General features: G+C 44.8%; 23 protein-coding genes. 8 read left to right on the top strand and 15 right to left on the bottom strand.

Annotated features, from left to right (window positions below):
• The 9 genes from ACED28_RS18485 to fkpA form a co-directional block, all read right to left on the bottom strand.
• A partial coding sequence (locus ACED28_RS18485) for a GTP-binding protein (protein ID WP_371710435.1) occupies positions 1–553 on the bottom strand: 553 nt, incomplete at its 3' end.
• A gap of 146 nt (positions 554–699) precedes the next feature.
• Positions 700–2,796, bottom strand: a complete 2,097-nt coding sequence (gene fusA, locus ACED28_RS18480) for an elongation factor G (protein WP_012604915.1) — start codon at positions 2,794–2,796, stop codon at positions 700–702.
• 166 nt (positions 2,797–2,962) lie between these two features.
• Positions 2,963–3,433 (bottom strand): 30S ribosomal protein S7, encoded by a 471-nt coding sequence (gene rpsG / locus ACED28_RS18475; RefSeq protein WP_012604916.1) that lies wholly within the window; start codon positions 3,431–3,433, stop codon positions 2,963–2,965.
• 103 nt (positions 3,434–3,536) lie between these two features.
• Entirely contained in the window at positions 3,537–3,911 is a 375-nt protein-coding gene (rpsL, locus tag ACED28_RS18470; RefSeq protein ID WP_012604917.1) for a 30S ribosomal protein S12, read from the bottom strand.
• A 181-nt stretch (positions 3,912–4,092) separates the two neighbouring features.
• Positions 4,093–4,368, bottom strand: coding sequence for a sulfurtransferase complex subunit TusB (gene tusB / locus ACED28_RS18465; RefSeq protein WP_012604918.1), 276 nt, complete (start codon positions 4,366–4,368; stop codon positions 4,093–4,095).
• A gap of 8 nt (positions 4,369–4,376) precedes the next feature.
• On the bottom strand, positions 4,377–4,733 hold the full coding sequence (gene tusC / locus ACED28_RS18460; RefSeq protein WP_371710434.1) for a sulfurtransferase complex subunit TusC: 357 nt from the start codon (positions 4,731–4,733) through the stop codon (positions 4,377–4,379).
• Complete coding sequence (gene tusD / locus ACED28_RS18455) at positions 4,730–5,119, bottom strand: sulfurtransferase complex subunit TusD (protein WP_017103600.1); 390 nt, start codon at positions 5,117–5,119, stop codon at positions 4,730–4,732. Before tusD ends, tusC begins: the two co-directional genes overlap by 4 nt.
• Positions 5,113–5,838: a transcriptional regulator gene (locus ACED28_RS18450; protein WP_012604921.1), complete on the bottom strand. Its 726-nt coding sequence runs from the start codon at positions 5,836–5,838 to the stop codon at positions 5,113–5,115. Before ACED28_RS18450 ends, tusD begins: the two co-directional genes overlap by 7 nt.
• Before the next feature lie 205 nt (positions 5,839–6,043).
• On the bottom strand, positions 6,044–6,820 hold the full coding sequence (gene fkpA / locus ACED28_RS18445) for an FKBP-type peptidyl-prolyl cis-trans isomerase (RefSeq protein WP_009848932.1): 777 nt from the start codon (positions 6,818–6,820) through the stop codon (positions 6,044–6,046).
• 131 nt (positions 6,821–6,951) lie between these two features.
• Between fkpA and ACED28_RS18440 the strand changes: the two genes are divergently transcribed.
• A complete protein-coding gene (locus tag ACED28_RS18440; RefSeq protein ID WP_122047196.1) occupies positions 6,952–7,929 on the top strand; it encodes a WD40 repeat domain-containing protein in 978 nt (325 codons plus the stop codon).
• A gap of 5 nt (positions 7,930–7,934) precedes the next feature.
• On the top strand, positions 7,935–8,162 hold the full coding sequence (locus tag ACED28_RS18435) for a SlyX family protein (RefSeq protein ID WP_009848930.1): 228 nt from the start codon (positions 7,935–7,937) through the stop codon (positions 8,160–8,162).
• A gap of 182 nt (positions 8,163–8,344) precedes the next feature.
• Here ACED28_RS18435 and ACED28_RS18430 read toward each other — a convergent pair whose 3' ends face one another.
• The 5 genes from ACED28_RS18430 to kefG all read right to left on the bottom strand — a co-directional run bounded on the left by ACED28_RS18430 (position 8,345) and on the right by kefG (position 12,941).
• Positions 8,345–9,310, bottom strand: coding sequence for an isoaspartyl peptidase/L-asparaginase family protein (locus tag ACED28_RS18430; RefSeq protein ID WP_017103602.1), 966 nt, complete (start codon positions 9,308–9,310; stop codon positions 8,345–8,347).
• A gap of 219 nt (positions 9,311–9,529) precedes the next feature.
• Positions 9,530–10,120: a peptidylprolyl isomerase gene (gene slyD, locus ACED28_RS18425; protein ID WP_009848928.1), complete on the bottom strand. Its 591-nt coding sequence runs from the start codon at positions 10,118–10,120 to the stop codon at positions 9,530–9,532.
• A gap of 94 nt (positions 10,121–10,214) precedes the next feature.
• Positions 10,215–10,415 carry a YheV family putative zinc ribbon protein gene (locus ACED28_RS18420; RefSeq protein ID WP_009848927.1) on the bottom strand — a complete coding sequence of 67 codons (201 nt, stop codon included), beginning with the start codon at positions 10,413–10,415 and terminating at the stop codon, positions 10,215–10,217.
• 158 nt (positions 10,416–10,573) lie between these two features.
• The gene (gene kefB, locus ACED28_RS18415) at positions 10,574–12,370 is read right to left on the bottom strand and encodes a glutathione-regulated potassium-efflux system protein KefB (protein WP_371710433.1); all 1,797 of its coding nucleotides are present in this window, start codon (positions 12,368–12,370) and stop codon (positions 10,574–10,576) included.
• Positions 12,357–12,941, bottom strand: a complete 585-nt coding sequence (gene kefG / locus ACED28_RS18410; protein ID WP_009848925.1) for a glutathione-regulated potassium-efflux system ancillary protein KefG — start codon at positions 12,939–12,941, stop codon at positions 12,357–12,359. The genes kefB and kefG overlap by 14 nt, the downstream gene beginning before the upstream one ends.
• A 174-nt stretch (positions 12,942–13,115) precedes the next feature.
• Here kefG and ACED28_RS18405 point away from each other — a divergent pair, with 174 nt between their 5' ends.
• The 6 genes from ACED28_RS18405 to crp all read left to right on the top strand — a co-directional run bounded on the left by ACED28_RS18405 (position 13,116) and on the right by crp (position 18,901).
• Positions 13,116–15,038, top strand: a complete 1,923-nt coding sequence (locus ACED28_RS18405) for an ABC transporter ATP-binding protein (RefSeq protein ID WP_371702146.1) — start codon at positions 13,116–13,118, stop codon at positions 15,036–15,038.
• Positions 15,035–15,505, top strand: coding sequence for a TIGR02444 family protein (locus tag ACED28_RS18400; RefSeq protein WP_009848923.1), 471 nt, complete (start codon positions 15,035–15,037; stop codon positions 15,503–15,505). The genes ACED28_RS18405 and ACED28_RS18400 overlap by 4 nt, the downstream gene beginning before the upstream one ends.
• Positions 15,506–15,781: 276 nt before the next feature.
• Positions 15,782–16,774 (top strand): hydrolase, encoded by a 993-nt coding sequence (locus ACED28_RS18395; protein WP_009848922.1) that lies wholly within the window; start codon positions 15,782–15,784, stop codon positions 16,772–16,774.
• 95 nt (positions 16,775–16,869) lie between these two features.
• Entirely contained in the window at positions 16,870–17,082 is a 213-nt protein-coding gene (locus ACED28_RS18390; protein ID WP_004729649.1) for a YheU family protein, read from the top strand.
• A 77-nt stretch (positions 17,083–17,159) separates the two neighbouring features.
• A complete protein-coding gene (locus ACED28_RS18385) occupies positions 17,160–18,029 on the top strand; it encodes a phosphoribulokinase (protein ID WP_004729650.1) in 870 nt (289 codons plus the stop codon).
• A 239-nt stretch (positions 18,030–18,268) separates the two neighbouring features.
• Positions 18,269–18,901 carry a cAMP-activated global transcriptional regulator CRP gene (crp, locus tag ACED28_RS18380; RefSeq protein ID WP_004729651.1) on the top strand — a complete coding sequence of 211 codons (633 nt, stop codon included), beginning with the start codon at positions 18,269–18,271 and terminating at the stop codon, positions 18,899–18,901.
• 183 nt (positions 18,902–19,084) lie between these two features.
• On the opposite strand, the gene ACED28_RS18375 is transcribed toward crp, so the two are convergent.
• Complete coding sequence (locus ACED28_RS18375; protein WP_371710432.1) at positions 19,085–19,876, bottom strand: DUF1338 domain-containing protein; 792 nt, start codon at positions 19,874–19,876, stop codon at positions 19,085–19,087.
• Between the last annotated feature and the right edge of the window lie 172 nt (positions 19,877–20,048).

The following is a 20,048-nucleotide window of genomic DNA, read 5'->3' as shown; positions in this document are numbered from 1 at the left end:
ACTGCTTTTCGCCGTTTAGAGCGCCAAGTGCAGAACCTTGAATTACTGGTAGGTCGTCTCCTGGGTACTCGTACTCAGAAAGAAGTTCACGAACTTCCATTTCTACTAGCTCAAGTAGCTCTTCGTCATCAACCATGTCACATTTGTTCATGAATACGATGATGTAAGGGATACCAACTTGACGACCAAGTAGGATGTGCTCACGAGTTTGTGGCATAGGGCCATCTGTAGCAGCAACAACTAGGATACCGCCGTCCATTTGAGCAGCACCAGTGATCATGTTTTTAACATAATCGGCGTGTCCAGGACAGTCTACGTGTGCGTAGTGACGTTCAGGAGTATCGTACTCAACGTGAGAAGTTGCGATTGTGATACCGCGCTCGCGCTCTTCTGGAGCGTTATCGATAGATGCGAAATCTTTAGCAACACCGCCGTACACTTTTGCAAGTGTAGTACAGATAGCAGCAGTTAGAGTTGTTTTACCGTGGTCAACGTGGCCGATAGTACCAACGTTTACGTGCGGTTTCGTACGTTCAAATTTTTCTTTAGACACAATCGTGTTCCTTCCTAGTTATGATTCGCCACGTTCATTATTGAGCGAGACGCGCCAGAAATTGCTATTTTATGCGCCAACTCTCGTTAGCGCAATATTTGGACGCATTGTTCTTTCAAAAAATGAAAAAAATGCGTCCCTTTTGTTTAACCACGCTCTGCAATGATTGCATTAGCAACATTTTTTGGCACTTCAGCGTACTCACTAAACTCCATAGAGTAAGAAGCACGACCTTGTGTCGCAGAACGTAAATCAGTTGCGTAACCGAACATGACAGACAACGGAACTTGTGCACGAATTATCTTCAGGCCAGCTGTCCCCTCGTCCATACCTTCGATGATGCCGCGACGACGGTTAATATCGCCAACAACGTCACCCATCCAGTCTTCTGGAGTAGTTACTTCAACTTTCATCATAGGCTCAAGCAAAACTGGTTGCGCTTCTAGTGCACCCGTTCTGAAAGCCATAGAGGCAGCGATTGTAAACGCCATCTCACTTGAATCTACTTCATGGTAAGAACCATCATATAGTGTAGCTTTGATATCCAAAACTGGATAGCCCGCTAATACACCATTGTTCATTTGCTCTTCAACGCCTTTAGCGACAGAGGTAATGAACTCTTTTGGCACGATACCATTGGCAATTTCATCTACGAAGACAAAGCCTTCACCGGCTTCTGAGGGTTCCAGTTTCAGCCACACGTGACCGTACTGTCCTTTACCACCATGTTCGCGGATAAATTTACCTTCAGCTTTCGCTGTACCACGAATGGTTTCACGATAAGCAACTTGCGGATTACCAACGTTGCAGTTCACACTGAATTCACGCTTCATGCGGTCAACGATGATATCTAAGTGCAGTTCACCCATACCAGAGATTAGTGTCTGGCCAGTCTCGTCATCCGTTTCAACACGGAACGATGGATCTTCTGCCGCTAGCTTACCTAACGCGATAGTCATTTTATCTTGATCAGCTTGAGAGCGAGGCTCTACAACGATCTGAATAACTGGATCTGGGAATTCCATACGTTCAAGAACAATTTTATGGTTCTGATCACATAGAGTTTCACCAGTAGTAACATCTTTAAGGCCGATAATGGCTGCGATGTCACCTGCTCGTACTTCTTTTACTTCTTCACGCTTGTTTGAGTGCATTTGAACAATGCGCCCTAAACGTTCACGTTGTTTCTTCACAGAGTTGTAAGCTGTTTTACCGCTTTCAACAACACCAGAGTAAACACGGATGAAAGTTAAAGTACCAACAAATGGGTCTGTTGCAATTTTAAATGCTAGCGCTGAGAACGGTTCTTTGTCGTCTGCATGACGCTCTGCTTCGTTCTCGTCTTCATCGATACCTTTAATTGCAGGTACATCGACAGGAGAAGGAAGGAAGTCAACAACTGCATCTAGAACAGCTTGTACACCTTTGTTTTTGAATGCACTACCACATGTAGCAAGTACGATTTCATTATTAAGGGTACGAGTACGAAGACCTTGTTTGATTTCAGCTTCTGTTAGTTCACCTTCTTCAAGGTACTTATCCATCAGCTCTTCATTTGCTTCTGCAGCAGCTTCAACAAGTTCTGTACGATATTCTTCAGCCATTTCTTGCATGTCTGCAGGAATATCTTCGTACGTGAAAGTCATGCCTTGGTCAGCTTCGTTCCAGTTAATCGCCTTCATCTTGATAAGATCGACAACGCCTTGGAAGTTTTCTTCAGCACCAATGTTCAGTTGAATTGGAACAGGAGTTGCGCCTAGGCGATCCTTGATCTGTTCAACTACACGCAAGAAGTCTGCGCCTGTACGGTCCATTTTATTAACGAAAACCATACGTGGAACTTGGTACTTATCAGCTTGACGCCATACAGTCTCTGACTGAGGTTCAACACCAGATGAGCCACAGAACACAACAACTGCACCATCAAGCACACGCAGAGAACGTTCTACTTCGATTGTGAAGTCAACGTGCCCAGGAGTGTCGATGATATTAATACGGTGGTCAGAGTACTGAGCTTCCATACCACGCCAAAACGTAGTAGTTGCTGCTGAAGTGATCGTAATACCGCGCTCTTGCTCTTGCTCCATCCAATCCATGGTTGCTGCACCATCGTGAACTTCGCCGATTTTGTGAGAAAGACCGGTATAGAACAGAATACGTTCACTTGTGGTTGTTTTACCTGCATCTACGTGAGCAACGATACCGATATTACGGTATTGCTCAATAGGAGTTTTACGAGCCACGGTTGAATCCTCTTATTAGAGACTTAGGGACTATTGCTATGTCTAGATTATGCGCTAAAAGCGATACTTCGCTAAAAAGTGCTTGCCCTAGAAATAGCAATAGTTCCTAGCATAAGCATAGGAACTAAAGAAGTGCTGCAAGGAAACTTGCAGCACTAAAAAGGTATTACCAGCGGTAATGTGCGAACGCTTTGTTTGCGTCAGCCATACGGTGAACGTCTTCACGTTTCTTAACCGAAGTACCTTTGTTCTCAGACGCGTCTAGCATTTCAGCAGCTAGGCGTTGAGCCATAGATTTTTCACCACGCTTACGCGCAGCTTCAACTACCCAACGCATAGCAAGAGCGTTACGGCGAACCGGACGAACTTCTACAGGTACTTGGTAAGTTGAACCACCCACACGGCGAGATTTAACTTCTACCGCTGGACGAACATTTTCAAGAGCTTCTTCAAATACAGCTAAGTGATCTTTACCAGATTTCTCAGCCATAACTTCTAGTGCAGTGTAAACAATCTTCTCTGCAGTAGATTTTTTTCCGTCAACCATAAGGATGTTAACGAATTTTGCCAGCAGCTCAGATTTGAACTTAGGATCTGGAAGGATCTTACGCTGGCCTATTACGCGACGACGTGGCATGGAATTTCTCCGTTGTCTTCTTCAGGTTTTTTCCAAAACTTTTCAGAATAATAAATAAATAGTGTTTGGCCTTACTTAACGCTTTCTTTTAAAAAAAGACGCATTAAGACTTAGGACGTTTCACACCATACTTAGAACGACCTTTCTTACGGTCGTTAACGCCTGCACAGTCAAGTGCACCGCGAACAGTGTGGTAACGCACACCTGGTAAATCTTTAACACGACCACCACGGATAAGAACAACACTGTGTTCTTGAAGGTTATGACCTTCGCCGCCGATGTATGAAGTAACTTCAAAGCCGTTAGTTAGACGAACACGACATACTTTACGTAGTGCTGAGTTCGGTTTTTTTGGAGTAGTAGTATATACGCGAGTACATACACCACGTTTTTGTGGGCACGCTTCTAGTGCAGGCACGTTGCTTTTAACAACCTGCTTTACACGAGGAGTACGTACCAACTGGTTAATAGTTGCCATTAACTAGCTCCTGATTTACTTGAAAGTAAGCTTGATGAAAAATCTAGCCCTATTACACATAGTGTAAATAGGGACGCAAAATTCTATTCAGCAGTGGGATGTGTGTCAAGAAATATACAGATCTTTTTTAGCCGTCTAGAGCTCAGGATGGTCTTTTTTTAACCACACTGATAAAATATAGCTACCAAGTGACTGATTTGTCGTTCAAAACAGTCAGTTTTACGAATCCATCGAAGTCCACTTGATCTAGAGAGCTTGAAGCAAGTTGTTGTAGACCTCGACTATAAAGATCTGTTTTTAATACCGACACATGTTTAACGGTTGAGATTTGATTGAATAACTCATGATTTGGAAGGCAAACATACACCGCATCTTCAACCAAAAGGATATGGTCCTTTTGTTGCGAGTACATCAATGCAAGCTTGAGTTTGTCTACTGATTTTACAATATGAAGCATAACGTTCCCTAGAAAGTCAGTATTTTTTTGCTCTGAGCTAACTTCTGCGTCAACTCATTCACTTCTAGCGCAGTCACATCGATCAGTAAGTTATCAGTCGAGAAACCAAACTGATTGAGGCTATGTTGACACACGTAAACCTGCTCGATGTCGTAGAGCTCCATAAGCTTGAATGCAGAAATATAGTCACGTGATAAGGATTCATCAGGCTGTTGCGCTTTGAGAAGCTGTGTAACGCCATCACCGACAAAGAATACGCTGATGTCTTCACTGTAAGCTGAAGCCGCTAACAATGCGTCTAGCCCTTCCCTACCTGCAGCCGTTGTATGAGGAAAGCTGTTAAATATAAATGCTAATGTGCTCAAAACTGGACAACCCTATCTTGCGTAAGAAGTGCTTCAGATAAACTCCCTAAGCCAGCTTGGGTAAACCCGGTCGCCAAGTTAGATGCACTTAATTGATGTTGCGCCGCTTCTTCAGTGCTGATAACTCCACGCCTTAGCGCAGCAGCAACACATGTCTCTAGGCTAACATTGTGCTCGTCTGCCAGTTTTTGCCAAGCGGCAGCTAAATCAAATTCATCATTAGCAGGCACAGTAATGCCAGAGCCATTACTGACGCCGTCTTGATAGAAGAACACACTGTGAAGTTTGTGGCCCTGTTTCAATAGAGCCACAGCAAACTGATAAGCACTTCTTGCGGATTGTGACCCGTAAACGGGTCCATTAACTAAGAGTGTATAGCTTAACAACCCTCTTCATCCTCTGTTTTACGTTGACGGATGTACAAGTACACGGTGTGCTTAGAGATATTCAATCGCTCAGCAACGCGGTTAATCGCGTCTTTGATGTCGAAAATACCTTTGTCGTATAGTTCCATCACGATTTGGCGATTTTTGGTGTTGTTCGATACAGATTTGTCTGCATTGATTTCTTCAATCGTGCGTTCAACCGTTTGGTCGACAAGTTCTTCAACGTCACTAGCAAAGTTAACAGATGACGCTGCTTCGTCCGCGTCTTGCGTAGGCATGAAAGATTGCAGCACTTGTGAGAATGGCGCATCTAAGTTCACGTTGATACACAGTAAGCCAATCACTCGGTCTTCACCATTGCGGATAGCAACCGTGATCGACTTCATTAGTACCCCGCCTTTAGCGCGAGTAAAATATGAACGAGAGAAGTTACGCTTAGAACCTTCAATATCTTTCAACATCTTCAATGCAAGATCGGTGATTGGCGAACCAACCTGACGGCCTGTATTTTCACCATTGGCAATTTTAATCGCTGAAGTATTGAGGTCTTCTAAAGAGTGTAAAACGATTTCACAAAACGGACCGATCAGACTCGCAATACCATCAACTACGGCCTCATAAGATCTTAAGATAATTTTATCGTGTTCACTGAATGGCATGACATGGACTGATTCCATTTCGAGTAACATGTCCGCATTGACTGTTTCTGTAGTAGTCACTTATTCCTTACCTTCGTGTGAAAAATCAACAAATTTATGTAAGTTTATCAGAAAATTTTAATTGCACACCTAGCTAACATTGCAACTAGTGATTTAGAACAAGTTTAAAAATCAAATACTCATATTCAAGTCATAAAAAAAGCCTAACTTAAAGTTAGGCTTTTTATTCAATCAACGTATTTTAGTACGAGGCTTTTAACCGATATTATTGTGCAGGAGCTGCTTCAGCGTTATCGATATTTAGTAGTTCTACTTCGAATACTAGCGTTGAGTTAGCTGGGATAGTCGGTGTATCTTGCTCACCGTATGCTAGCTCTGGTGGGATAACGAACTTGTACTTAGAACCCACTTGCATCAATTGTACGCCTTCAGTCCAGCCTGGGATTACGCGGTTTAGTGGGAATGTTGCTGGTTCGCCACGATCGTAAGAGCTGTCGAACTGAGTGCCGTCTGTTAGCGTACCTTTGTAGTGTACTTGAACCGTATCAGTATCTTTTGGAGAAGCGCCTTCACCAGCCGTCATTACTTGGTAAAGTAGACCAGATTCAGTTTGCTTAACGCCTTCAGTTTTAGCGAACTCAGCGCGGAAGTCATCACCCGCTTTCTTCACTTCTGCAGACTTTTCTGCCGCTTGTGCTTGCATCGTTTCAGCAACACGCTTGTCTAGAGCTTCAAGAGCTGCACGAGTCTCTTCTTCGTTAAGTGCCGTCTTCTCTGCGAATACGTCTTCGATACCTTGAAGAACCATCGCTTTGTCTAAGTTAATACCTAGCTCGCTTGGCTTATCAATGCTTGTGCTTAAGTAGTTAGCGAAAGATACACCGATTGCGTATGCCGCTTTGTCATCTTCTGTTTTAAAGTTTACTGCTGCAACTTTAACTTCTTCTACCTGTGGAGCTTCTGCCTTTGGTTCTTCTTTCTGACAACCAACTGCTAGCATAACCGTTGCGGCAAGCAGTGATACTTTTAAAACTGATTTCATTGAATTCTCCAATTAATGGCCAAGCCATTGGTTATTGTGCACAAATCTAATGATTAGATTGGTGTGAATACGTTAGTTATAACAATATACTAGTCATATGTCTTTCGACACAAACCGGATTATTGGATGTGATGCGAATATTTTTCCACTCATTGCTATGTACGATTGTCATCACCTTGTTAAATGGCTGCTTTTTCTTCCAAGATGATGACCAACGCTGGGAAATTGAACCCAACGGCGCCACCAGCTTTGCCCTAAGTAGAGATGGACGCTTCGCGCTGCTCTACTCGCAGCAAAAACAGCTGCTCCTTTGGGATCTTGCCCAAAACAAAGAACTGGCTCAACTTGGTCCACAAGATCAATCCGAAAATCAAGTATCGCGTATTCGCATCTCTGACAATGGTCGCTTTGCCATTACCGCCAGTCAGATGAATTTCGCCGTTTGGGACTTATCTTGGACACAAGCTGAAGGGCTATGGTCGATTTCCGATGGCTTAATTCGCGATGTTGATATCTCTAGCAACGGTGAAAAAGTACTGCTGGGCCTATCTAATGGCAAAGCTATCTATGTGGACTTAGTCACCGGACGCCGTCTGGAGTTCCTCGCTCACCGAGAAAAAGTTAATTCCGTCTCCCTATCTTCGAATGGGCGCTACGCATTATCAGGCGGTAACGACTATAAAGCTTACCTTTGGGATACCGAATCAGGCTTGGTATTGCGTACATTCGAGCATGAACAAAGAGTCGTACGAGTTGCCTTACAACGAGATGGAGAGCTAGCTTTTACCTCCGATGGAGGGAATCAAGCGATGATCTGGGATCTTGAGACAGGTGAACCTCAAGCTCAATTGCAGAGCTGGTCTCGACAGCTAATTTTCTCCAGTGCTCGCTTTTCTGATGACGGCAGTATGTTGGTAACAGGTACGCCATCTAGCCAAGTGAGCGTGTGGAGTACTCAAGATGGTAAACGCATTTCTCGCCACGACGCCGAGCCATTAAAAGATGCTCGCCCTCCTCGTGCGGTAGTGTATGATGCAGCCTTTGATGATAAGAACCGTGTGATATCGGGCACCTCTGCGGGCATTGCCCAAGCTTGGAATGTGGATTAATAACGATGACAGAAAAGCGAGTTGAACAATTAGAAAGCCGCGTGAATGACCTAGAATGTCAGTTGGCTTTCCAAGAGCAAACCATTGAAGAACTTAATGAAGCGCTTAGCCAACAACAGATGTTGATCACGAGAATGCAAGACCAGATGAAGTTCGTGGTTGGCAAAGTAAAAAATATGGATGGCTCAAACCTCGCTGACGCATCAGAAGAGACGCCACCCCCACACTATTAAGTGCGGTTTAAAGATAACGAATTAATTCTAGCGACGCATATCGTTAGTTTCTCGTCCTCAATGTGTAAACACATGTCAGGACGGGACATAGAGAACCAAAAGGGCGACAGATACTTATCTGTCGCCCTTTTGTTTGTTTAATCTGCGCTAATTCAACTAAAGTCAGTTAAGGCAATACAAACTTAGTCATCGGCATAAATTTTCACTTCCACGCAGCCATTAGTATCAACACTCGCACGGTACATTCCTGAACTGTTCATACCGAAATGAATATCACCTTGTCCATCGATAGCAATCAAGCCACCTTCACCACCCATGGTTTTCAATTCACCTTGAATTATCGTTTCACAAGCCGTATGCACATCTTCCTTGAGATAACGCATTCGTGCCGCCACATCACTGGCAACCATCTTTCTAAGGAAGAACTCCCCCATACCTGTTGTTGAAACGGCCACATTGCCATTTTCAGCAACAGTGCCTGCACCGATGATTGGAGAATCTCCCACACGACCGTATTTTTTATTGGTTACGCCACCAGTGCTGGTTGCGGCTGCTAAGTTTCCGGCTTGGTCTAATGCGACCGCGCCAACCGTGCCGTACTTTTTATCATCTGGATATTTATCAGCTTGCTCTTCATCATACTTCGCTTCAGACAAAGCAAAAATACCTTTCTCTTTCATCGATTGAAGTTGGTCATAACGACGCTCAGTAAAGAAGTAATCTTGCTCGGTGAAAGTATGGTCATGCTCAAACGCAAACTTCTCGGCGCCTTCACCAATCAGCAGCACATGGTCGCTTTTAAGCATCACATCACGCGCAAGCTCAATTGGATTTTTGATATGGCGGACACCGGCAATAGCCCCCGCATCCATTTCACGACCGTGCATCACAGAAGCATCCATCTCAACAAATTCATCATGAGTCAGAACAGAACCTTTACCAGCATTAAAGTGGGGACTGTCTTCCATCACCTTAACTGAAGCAACCACTGCATCTAGCGCATCACCACCCGACTGTAATACTTGATAGCCAGCCAAAACCGATTTTTCCAAAGCCTCGGTAATACCCGTTTTTAATTCATCACTCATTTGCTCTCGTAAGATGGTGCCTGCACCACCATGAATGGCAATTGAAAAAGGCTGTGACATACAAACTCTCCACTGACGTCAACTTATAATGTTGTGCTATCAATACCACATCCAAGATTTGATGTCTGATAGCGAAAACCAAACTATTTACGAACGCTTAGATTTGCGGACATTTAGTTTAGTAGATGAAAAGCCAACTCAAAAAGCTAGCACCCTAAACGAAAAAAACCTCCACAAGGGAGGCTTTCAATATTCTTAAACTAAACCGTTAATTCGGTATTAGTGAGAACCACAGCTACCGCCGCCGCAGCAGCCGTCTTTTTTCTCTTCAGCATGGTCATGGCCTTCGCCACCACAGCAACCACCTTCGTGATCATGATCGTGGTCGTGACCGCCACAGCCGCCTTCTTGGTGTACGTGACCGTGTTGAACTTCTTCTTCAGTCGCTTCACGAACCGCTACAACTTCAACGTCAAACGTTAGAGTTTGGCCAGCTAGCATGTGGTTACCGTCAACAACAACTTCGTCGCCATCTACTTCAGTAACTTCAACTGGGATTGGACCTTGGTCAGTATCCGCTAGGAAACGCATGCCAACTTCGATTTGCTCAACACCTTGGAATACGTCTGCAGGAACACGTTGAACTAGGTCATCGTTGTGCTCGCCGTAAGCGTCTTCTGGAGTAACAGTTGCTGAGAACTTGTCGCCAGCGACTTTGCCTTCAAGCTCTTTTTCAAGACCTGTAATTAGGTTGTTGTGACCGTGAAGGTAATCTAGTGGAGCTTCTGCAGTTGATTGGTCAACTACTACGCCATCTTCAAGTTTCACTTGATATGCAACACTAACTACTACGTTCTTTTCAATTTTCATGAGAGCTCCAAGGAGGTTTGGACTAAGCTCGAACAGTTGAGCTTAGGAAAAATTCTGTACCCGGATATTATGGGGATCAATTGACGAAACTCAATCACTCAGGCTTAAAAATACCGATCATTTCTTGATTCGCGTGTTCAGATTTCTCTACAGTTTTCGGTTTACGCTGTTCTGTGAAGTCACAATCGACGCATTCCACCAGCTCGATATTATTTTCAATCCACCAGCGGAGTGTGTCTTGAGTCTTGCAGCTTGGGCAGCTCGCCCCTGCGATAAAGCGTTTTTTCTGTTTCACGTTCATATCCTTTACAACTCTGGATTCGCAGTTCTTCCGATCTAGATCTATTAAAGACAAAGCAGAGACCACGTTTATTATTAGATTAGTTATCTAGACTTTTATTTCTAGAGCTCAAGCTATATTTCTAGAGCTCTAGCATTAGTTATCACTTCAAGCTACTGCCAATAGTTTCGAGATTGGTGATCATTTTCCATCTCGTGTCCAAAAATCTCTTCAAGCTCTTTGCGAGCCTCTTTCGCTCTTTGGGCTAACTCGGCATCTTCGTTATGCTGAGGCAGCAACTCTTTCAGCATACCATTATCCAGTTTCCTAAAGTGTGCTTCTGCTCGCTTCGCTTTATATGGATGCATGCCAAGTTCGGTCAATGTTTGACGACCTAAATCTAATGCCCCAAGGAAGGTTTCACGCGAGTAGTTGCTCACACCGTGGTTAAGTAATTGATACGCTTCAACACGGCTTCGAGCACGCGCTAAAATCTTTAACTGTGGGAAATGCTGCTTACACAAGTCGACAGTTTTCATGATTTCGTCTGGAGAGTCGGTACACAACACGATCGCTTCCGCTTTGTCTGCACCTGCGGCACGTAACAGTTCTAAGTGTGTTGAATCACCATAAAATACCTTGTAGCCGAACTTTCTCAGAATGTGTATTTGGCTGGCATCACTCTCAAGAACAGTGATGCGAATCTTGTTGGCGTACATCAAGCGGCCAATGATCTGACCGAAACGACCAAAGCCCGCAATAATCACTCGAGGGCTACGATCGACCACATCCGAAGACATCGCACTTTCGCTGATTTGGTTCAGCTGACGAGCAAAGAATCGGTCTTGCAGCTTAAGCATCAGCGGCGTGGTCACCATAGACAGGCTCACTACCACCAGTAAGAACGACACCTGTTCGCCACTTAAGATGCCCTGCGCACTCGCCGCGGTAAAAATAACGAAAGCAAACTCACCACCTTGGCTGAGAATCATCGCCATTCGGCTACGCGCTTTTGCCTGTGTTCCAAAGATACGAGCTAGCGCGTACAGCACTAAACCTTTCAACACCACGAGGGCCATTACAGCTATTAGTATTGCGAATGGGCTTTCTGCCAATAAACCTAGGTTTACTGCCATACCCACAGAGATAAAGAACAGACCAAGCAGTAACCCTTTGAATGGGTCAATCGCGATTTCTAACTCGTGTCGATATTCACTTTCAGCCAGAAGTACGCCCGCCAAGAAAGTACCTAATGCCATCGACAAACCAATCTGCTGCATGATGACGGCAATACCAATCACCAATAACAGCGCTGCTACCGTGAACAACTCACGCACACCGCTCATGACTACATATCGGAACAGTGGTCTCAACAAGAAGTGACCACCGACAAGCAAGCCAATTACACCGCCTAGCATCCACAACATGTCAGCCCAACTGCCGCCCGTCTTACCCGCAAGCAAAGGCAGCATCGCCAACATAGGGATAACGGCAATATCTTGGAAAAGTAATACCGCAAAGCCTGACTGCCCCGCTTCTTTGCCACCAAGCTCTCGCTCTTCAATAACACGCAACGCAATAGCGGTCGAAGACAAAGCTAAACCCATACCGATGACTAAGCTAGTTTGCCAAGTTAAACCAAACATACACGCGATGGCAGTAATAATCAGAGTGGTGATCAGCACTTGCGCGCCACCGAGTCCTAGAATGGGGGCTCGCATCTGCCACAGTTTTTTCGGATTAAGTTCGAGACCAATCAAGAAGAGCAGCAGTACCACCCCGAATTCGGAGAAGTGTAGAATCGCCTCTACATCACTGATTAAACCAAGCCCCCATGGGCCAATCGCCACACCCGCTAATAAGTAACCGAGTACCGACCCTAATCCAGCGCGCTGTGCGATAGGAACCGCAACCACAGCAGCTGCTAAAAATATAACGCTACTTTGTAGAAAATCGTTAGTCAGAGCCATCATTCGCTCCTATATCTTGTAGCGGGTCTCGCAACCAATTTCGATACGCTTCTGCGTGTTGGTAACGCGTCATATCGGTGACATTTCGTGCCCAGTGTAAAACCAAAGGGGATATCCAGTGCATCTGACACAAAGCAGCCGTTAGCTCGAATGGTTGCAAAATCTCTTGTAATGGATATTTATTATAGCCTGCGGCACCAAACGCCTCTTCTTTACCACCGGTAGTAATCACACTGCGCCAGTGTTTACCTTTAAGCGCACTTTGCTCACCAAACGCAAAACCCTTGCCTAATACTCGGTCAAACCACTCTTTAAGCAGTGATGGGCAGGAATACATAAACAAAGGGTGTTGGAACACGATCACATCATATTCAAGCAGCAATGCATGCTCAGAAGGCACATCAATAAAGAAGTCAGGATAGATGGCGTAGAGATCGTGGACTTTGACATTCCCAAGCGACTCTATCTTTTTAACCATGATCTGGTTAGCGATAGAGGTTTGTGGCTCTGGATGCGCATAGATGACCAGCACCTTTGGCACGGGGTTGTCTGTCGAGGGAGTATTACTCATTCCTTTGAAACATTCCTTTGAAGGCTAAACGGTGGCAAGGCCACAAGAATTTAAGCAAAAGTTACTAATATGTTATTGGCATCATAACGCAAATTGCATTGTGATCGACTTTTATCTGGTTTCAGCCTACTATGCAGGCGTCTGTTCACCTCTAATTTCTATGCTATTTCAATTATGATTACTTTCTCTGATATTCAATTGCTACGCGGCGGTAAGCCACTCCTCGACCAAGCATCTGCGACTTTTCACCCTGGCGACAAGATCGGTTTGGTTGGTAAGAATGGCTGTGGTAAATCTACGCTGTTCGCCCTAATTAAGGACGAACTGTCTATTGATGCTGGCTCATTCAGTAAACCAGCCCATTGGGAAATGGCTTGGGTTGCTCAAGAAACACCTGCATTAGAAAGAACAGCAATTGAATACGTGATTGATGGCGACCGTGAATACCGTGGCCTTGAAGATCAACTGGAGAAAGCCGAACAAGCCGACAACGGCACATTAGTCGCAGAGATCCATGGCAAGATTGAAACCATTGGTGGTTATAGCATCAAAGCACGCGCGGCTGAGCTGTTAGACGGCCTGGGCTTTCGCCAAGAACAAATGACATGGAACCTGACTCAATTTTCAGGGGGTTGGCGTATGCGTTTGAACCTAGCGCAAGCCCTACTGTGTCGCAGTGACCTACTGTTACTCGATGAGCCAACCAACCACTTGGATTTAGACGCTGTAATGTGGCTAGAACGCTGGTTACAAAACTACCCAGGCACACTCGTTCTTATCTCACACGATAGGGACTTCTTGGATCCTATCGTCAACCGCATCGTGCATGTTGAAAATCAACTGCTCAATGAATACACAGGTAACTACTCGTCGTTCGAAACCCAACGAGCGCAAAAGCTAATTCTGCAACAAGCGATGTACCAAAAGCAGCAGAAACAAATGTCGCACATGCAGAGCTACATTGACCGTTTCCGTTATAAAGCTTCAAAAGCTCGCCAAGCGCAAAGCCGTATTAAAGCGCTAGAGAAAATGGAACAAGTACTGCCCGCTCAGTTTGATAACCCTTTCAGCTTTGAATTTAGAGAACCAGACGCACTACCAAACCCAATCATGATGATGGACGAGGTCTCTGCAGGTTACGATGACAATCTGATTCTAGAGAAGATTCGCCTAAACCTAGTACCGGGCAGCCGTATTGGTTTACTTGGTCGAAATGGTGCAGGTAAATCGACGCTGATTAAGCTGCTTTCAGGTGAACTGAAACAACAAGGTGGCGAGCTAAGCTATTCGCAAGGCGTTAAAATGGGTTACTTTGCCCAACACCAATTAGAGACGCTGCACCCGGAAGAGACACCACTTCAGCACATGATGCAGATTGCGCCAAAACACACCGAGCAACAACTGCGTGACTACCTAGGTAGCTTTGGCTTCCAAGGTGAAAAAGCGCTCGATAAAGTGGCACCGTTCTCCGGTGGTGAAAAAGCGCGTTTGGTATTGGCTCTGCTGGTATGGCAAAAACCGAACCTATTACTACTCGATGAACCAACCAACCACTTGGATCTCGATATGCGTCAGGCACTAACGTTTGCATTGCAGACGTTTGAAGGCGCGATGGTTATCGTATCGCACGACCGCTACCTACTTCGTGCCACTACTGATGATTTATACCTTGTACACGACCGTCAAGTTGCACCGTTTGATGGTGACCTTAGCGATTACTACAAGTGGCTAACCGAACAACAGAAAGTTGAGCGAAAAGAAGCACAAGCATTGGCACCAGCAAAAGATGGCGCCAACAGTGCAGCAGCAAAAAAAGATCAGAAACGTAAAGAAGCAGAGTTCAGAAAACTAACCGCGCCGATTCGCAAACAATTAACTCAGTTTGAAAAGAAAATGGATAAGTTGACGCTTGATCTTGAAGAGGCTGAACAGCAATTATCTGACACTTCACTTTATGAAGCTGAAAATAAGGCTAAACTGAATAAAGTACTCGCTCTACAAGCGAGCAGTAAGTCACAGCTAGAAGAAGTTGAAATGGATTGGATGTCCACTCAAGAAGAGCTTGAGCAGATGGAACTGGATATGGATAGCTTATGAGCCCAGAGCACGCACCAATATCACTAACACTGGAACGACTATGGCAATTTAGCCTTCAGTATTACAGTGTGCGCGGTGTTAAGGATGCGTGCTTAGCTTTGCAAAACCAATTCCATGGCAACGTCAATCTACTACTGCTTCTCAAATGGCTTGATGAGCAGCAACTCTCTTTCGCTGAGGAGGAGTGGCACAAGGTGCAACAATGCTTAAGTCGCTCTGAAACCTTGCTTCATAGTTATCGAGAGCTGCGTAAACACCTCAAAGCACACGTTGTTGATTCACTCTACCGTGAAGCCTTACAATTTGAGCTGCAGCTTGAAAAGCAACAACAGTCCGACCTCGTCGACTGTATTAAGTCTCTTCAACTTACAGCGAACCAACAATCACCGCTCGCTTTACAGTACTGTCGTTTATTAGGGGCGGAAAATCTCTACGACGCTTTTTCTGAACCAGCACCACAGCCCTAACGCATTTCCTTTTCCTTTTATTCAATCAAGCTCCAAGCTTAACTGCGCTCGCTCGTTACCATGATCGCATGCTGACTAAAACACATTTGGGGGAGTCTTTAATACGCCCAACCTTGATATTATTCAACCAGTTACCTACCACCTATTTTGGTCGATCATATCAGTGAAACCCTTGCGCTTATGCTAAGAATCAACCAAGCTCAAATAAAAACGTGGGCGTTTCGCTAAAAGCTCAACACTTTATCAAAGCCCATAAAAGAAGCATGGACTGTTTTTATGACAATATTTACCGCTGCCGCTGGCCTATCGAATCCACATTTACAAACCTTAGTGCCAAGATTTATTAGAAAGCAGGCGTTGTTTGCTCCTCAATGGCAGACCTTAGAAACTCCCGACGGCGATTTCCTAGACCTTGCATGGAGTGAATCGCCAGACGGTGACACGCCAAGCAATGATGATAAAAGTAACAAGCCAATATTCGTTCTATTCCACGGATTAGAAGGGAGCTTTGAGAGCCCTTACGCCAACGGGCTGATGAATGCATTTGCTAAAGATGGTTGGCTATCAGTGATGATGCACTTTAGAGGTTGCAGCGGAAAACCAAATCGCTTGGCTCGTGCATACCATTCAGGTGAAGTCGAAGATGCGCGCTTTTTCCTAAGGCATCTGCACGCGCAGTTCCCCAGCAACCCCAAAGTTGCAGTTGGTATCTCTTTGGGTGGTAACATGCTGGCGAATTATTTGGCTGAGTATGCCGACGACCCATTGCTGTCGGCGGCGACCATAGTATCAGCTCCATTTGACTTGGCTTGTTGTTCTAGTCGCATTGAGCAGGGCTTCTCCAAGCTCTATAAGAAGTATCTACTCAACTCTCTAAAATCAAACGCCTTGAAAAAAGTTAACCTGCTACAGGAAAAGCTGGGGGTCACAGCGGAAACCATTAAGAAGATCACCAAACTGTATGAGTTTGATGAACAAATTACGGCGCCTCTGCATGGGTTCAAAAATGCCCAAGATTATTATGCACAATGCTCCGCACTGCCTAAACTCAAGAAGATCAAACTACCAACTCAGATCATTCATGCCAAGGACGATCCTTTCATGACCGATGATGTGATTCCAAAGTTCGTTCTGCCTGATAACATCGATTATCGACTGTTTCAAAAAGGCGGTCATGTGGGGTTCATTACTGGCAGCACACTCAAGCCAAGATTTTGGTTAGAAGAAGCATTACCCGCCTACTATGAAAGTCTACAAGATTCGGCATAATGACGAGTCTTAGTAAATAGCAGTAAAAATATTACTAAGCTCACTCATTTCTACAACAATAAACCTATCCATGAACATAAAAGAGAGAAGTATTTATGATCATCCCATGGCAAGACATTGCGCCAGAAACACTGGAAAACCTCATTAAAGAATTCGTGCTGCGTGAAGGCACAGACTACGGTGACGTAGAGGTTTCATTGCAAAACAAGATTGACCAAGTGAAACATCAATTAGCCTCAAAGGAAGTCAGCATCGTATTTTCTGAACTCCATGAAACCGTTGATATTCAAGTCACAAAACGCTTCTAGGCTGCGCTCATAAAGGAGCCGTGTTATAGTGGTAAACGATTGCTAACAAGTAAGTTACTCAAAAGACAAGGGTTGTCATGTCCGCTAAACATCCAATTATTGCGGTGACGGGTTCATCAGGAGCCGGCACCACCACTACCTCAGAAGCCTTCCGAAAAATGTTCAATATGATGGACGTGAAGGCCGCTTGGGTTGAAGGGGATAGTTTCCATCGCTTCACTCGACCAGAGATGGATGTCGAGATCCGTAAGGCTCGCGAGCAAGGTAAGCACATCAGCTACTTTGGTCCACAAGCCAACGATTTTGGCGCATTAGAAGAGTTCTTCCGTCAATACGGTAATGAAGGTACCGGTAAAGTCCGTAGTTATCTACATACCTTCGATGAAGCCGTGCCTTACAATCAAATGCCGGGCACCTTTACGCCATGGCAAGAGATCCCAGAAAATTCCGATGTGATGTTCTACGAAGGTCTTCATGGTGGCGTGGTAGATGGCGACATCAATGTCTCACAGCACGTCGACTTGCTGATCGGCATGGTGCCAATAGTCAACCTTGAGTGGATCCAAAAATTCGTTCGTGACACACGCGATCGTGGGCACTCACGCGAAGCAGTAATGGATTCTATTGTTCGCTCAATGGATGATTACCTTAATTACATCACTCCACAATTTTCGCGTACTCACATCAACTTTCAGCGTGTCCCAACCGTAGATACATCGAACCCACTTAACGCCAAAGGGATTCCAAGTTTAGACGAAAGCTTCGTGGTTATACGTTTGCGTGGCATCAAAAACGTCGATTTCCCCTACCTTCTGGCTATGATAGATGGCTCATTTATGTCACGCCACAACACGCTTGTGGTGCCAGGCGGCAAGATGAGTTTTGCTATGGAGCTCATTGTAAGGCCCATCCTACAACAGCTCATCGAAACCGGAAAAATAGGTTAACAAGACGTCATTCTGGTTGATTACTTTTCATACCGTGATCATGTGCACAATTTTGCGTAAAAAATCGTAGCTTGGTCACGATTAAAATCAAGAAATAGTACCTGAAAAAGGATACTATTCTTAAACGAAACACAAGATAGCTTGCAGCGCTCAACGAGTGCTCTTATCCTACAAGTCAATCCAGGCTTAGCTAAAATACGGAAAGCGGCAAGCATACCCTGCAGAGGAAGTAAGATATTATGGTTCTAGGTAAACCCCAAACCGATCCAACATTAGAGTGGTTCCTTTCACACTGTCATATTCATAAGTACCCTTCAAAAAGTACTTTGATTCATGCTGGTGAAAAGGCAGAGACCTTGTACTACATCGTTAAAGGTTCTGTGGCAGTTCTTATCAAAGACGAAGAAGGTAAGGAAATGATTCTTTCTTACCTAAACCAAGGCGACTTCATCGGTGAGCTTGGCCTCTTCGAAGAAGACCAAGAGCGTACTGCATGGGTTCGTGCAAAATCTCCTTGTGAAGTAGCTGAAATTTCTTTCAAGAAATTCCGTCAACTTATCCAAGTGAACCCAGATATCCTAATGCGCCTTTCAGCGCAAATGGCAAACCGTCTACAAGTAACTAGCCAAAAGGTTGGTGACTTAGCGTTCCTTGACGTAACAGGTCGTATCGCTCAAACGCTACTTAACCTAGCGAAACAGCCAGATGCAATGACTCACCCTGACGGCATGCAAATCAAGATCACTCGTCAAGAGATTGGTCAGATCGTTGGTTGTTCTCGTGAGACAGTAGGTCGTATCTTGAAGATGCTAGAAGAGCAGAACCTAATTTCTGCACACGGTAAAACTATCGTGGTATACGGCACTCGTTAATCTCGATTAACTGAGCCAAAAATTTGAAAGCCACCAAATGCAAATTTGGTGGCTTTTTTGTTTCCTGAAGATCCAGAGAGCAGATACGAGATACGAGAAGAACTCACAGAATCCTATTTGTAAACTTCCTCGAAGCGAAGCGTACCCGCATCTTTAGGGTAAAACCCGTGCTTGTATCTTTCTTTAACCGTTGGTGCTCTCAAAGATCTTGTCAGCCGATGCTGCAACAAATCCTGTATAAAGCTCACCATTCGCCATCGCATAACGCTTAGCGAACTCGTAGAAGCCACCAGGAATCACCTCATTGCCTTCAACAAATGAAACTGGGACTTTGTCTGCCATTGTAGATGATTGCTCTAATAAGACCTCTGGAGAGCCTTTAACCTGACCGCCAGATGCATTGATAGTGAAACCTGAATCACTCAAATAGTCATTCACAGTCTGTACTTCATCGAACTCATTAAGCTGGTTCACACTCACCGTAAAGTGGTTTGCACCGTAACCATGAGCCGCTAACCAAGACGCGTATTCACTCTCTTTTGCTAGGACTTGGAAATCCGCGAAGCTCAGATCCCAAAGGCGACCACCAAACAAGAACTCATGACCTTGAAGCTTGCTTGCGTCTACTTGCTCAACCAACTTCGCAACGATCTGTTGTAAGTCACTTGAACACTCTTCTACCTTCAACTCACTAATGAACACTTTTGGTTGGTTTGGATCTGGGTGCTCGTAGTGCTTAGCCACTAGCTTCTTGCTCTCAAATAAGTAATCGCCACACGCCTTGTAACCTAACTCAAGAAAAGGTTTAGCCAATGTTTCAATACCTAGCGGTGCAACATTGAAAGTACGCAGTGCAATGTGATCGTTAATCAGGGCTTCGTCTTCTTTCAGCAAATGGTGTACTTTCTCAGCCGATGGGCAAAGCCTGTGAATGTAATCATTCCATAGTGATTTAAAGAGTAGATCGGGCGTCATGGTGACTCCTTGTCAGAGGTTCTAGCAAGCTAGTAATTTGGATTAGAAAGGGAGAGGCTGGACATAGAGTCAGCAGCCATCAGCCTGTGACATACTTGTTCTATTATTATCTACCGCCCAATCGAGGTGTCGGACGTGGGTGAAAATAGGAAGCGATAACACCGCTTCCTTA

This window comes from Vibrio sp. 1F253 (genome assembly GCF_041439295.1).
Taxonomy (GTDB): domain Bacteria; phylum Pseudomonadota; class Gammaproteobacteria; order Enterobacterales; family Vibrionaceae; genus Vibrio; species Vibrio tasmaniensis_A.
This window is presented reverse-complemented; position numbering and strand designations above follow the sequence as displayed.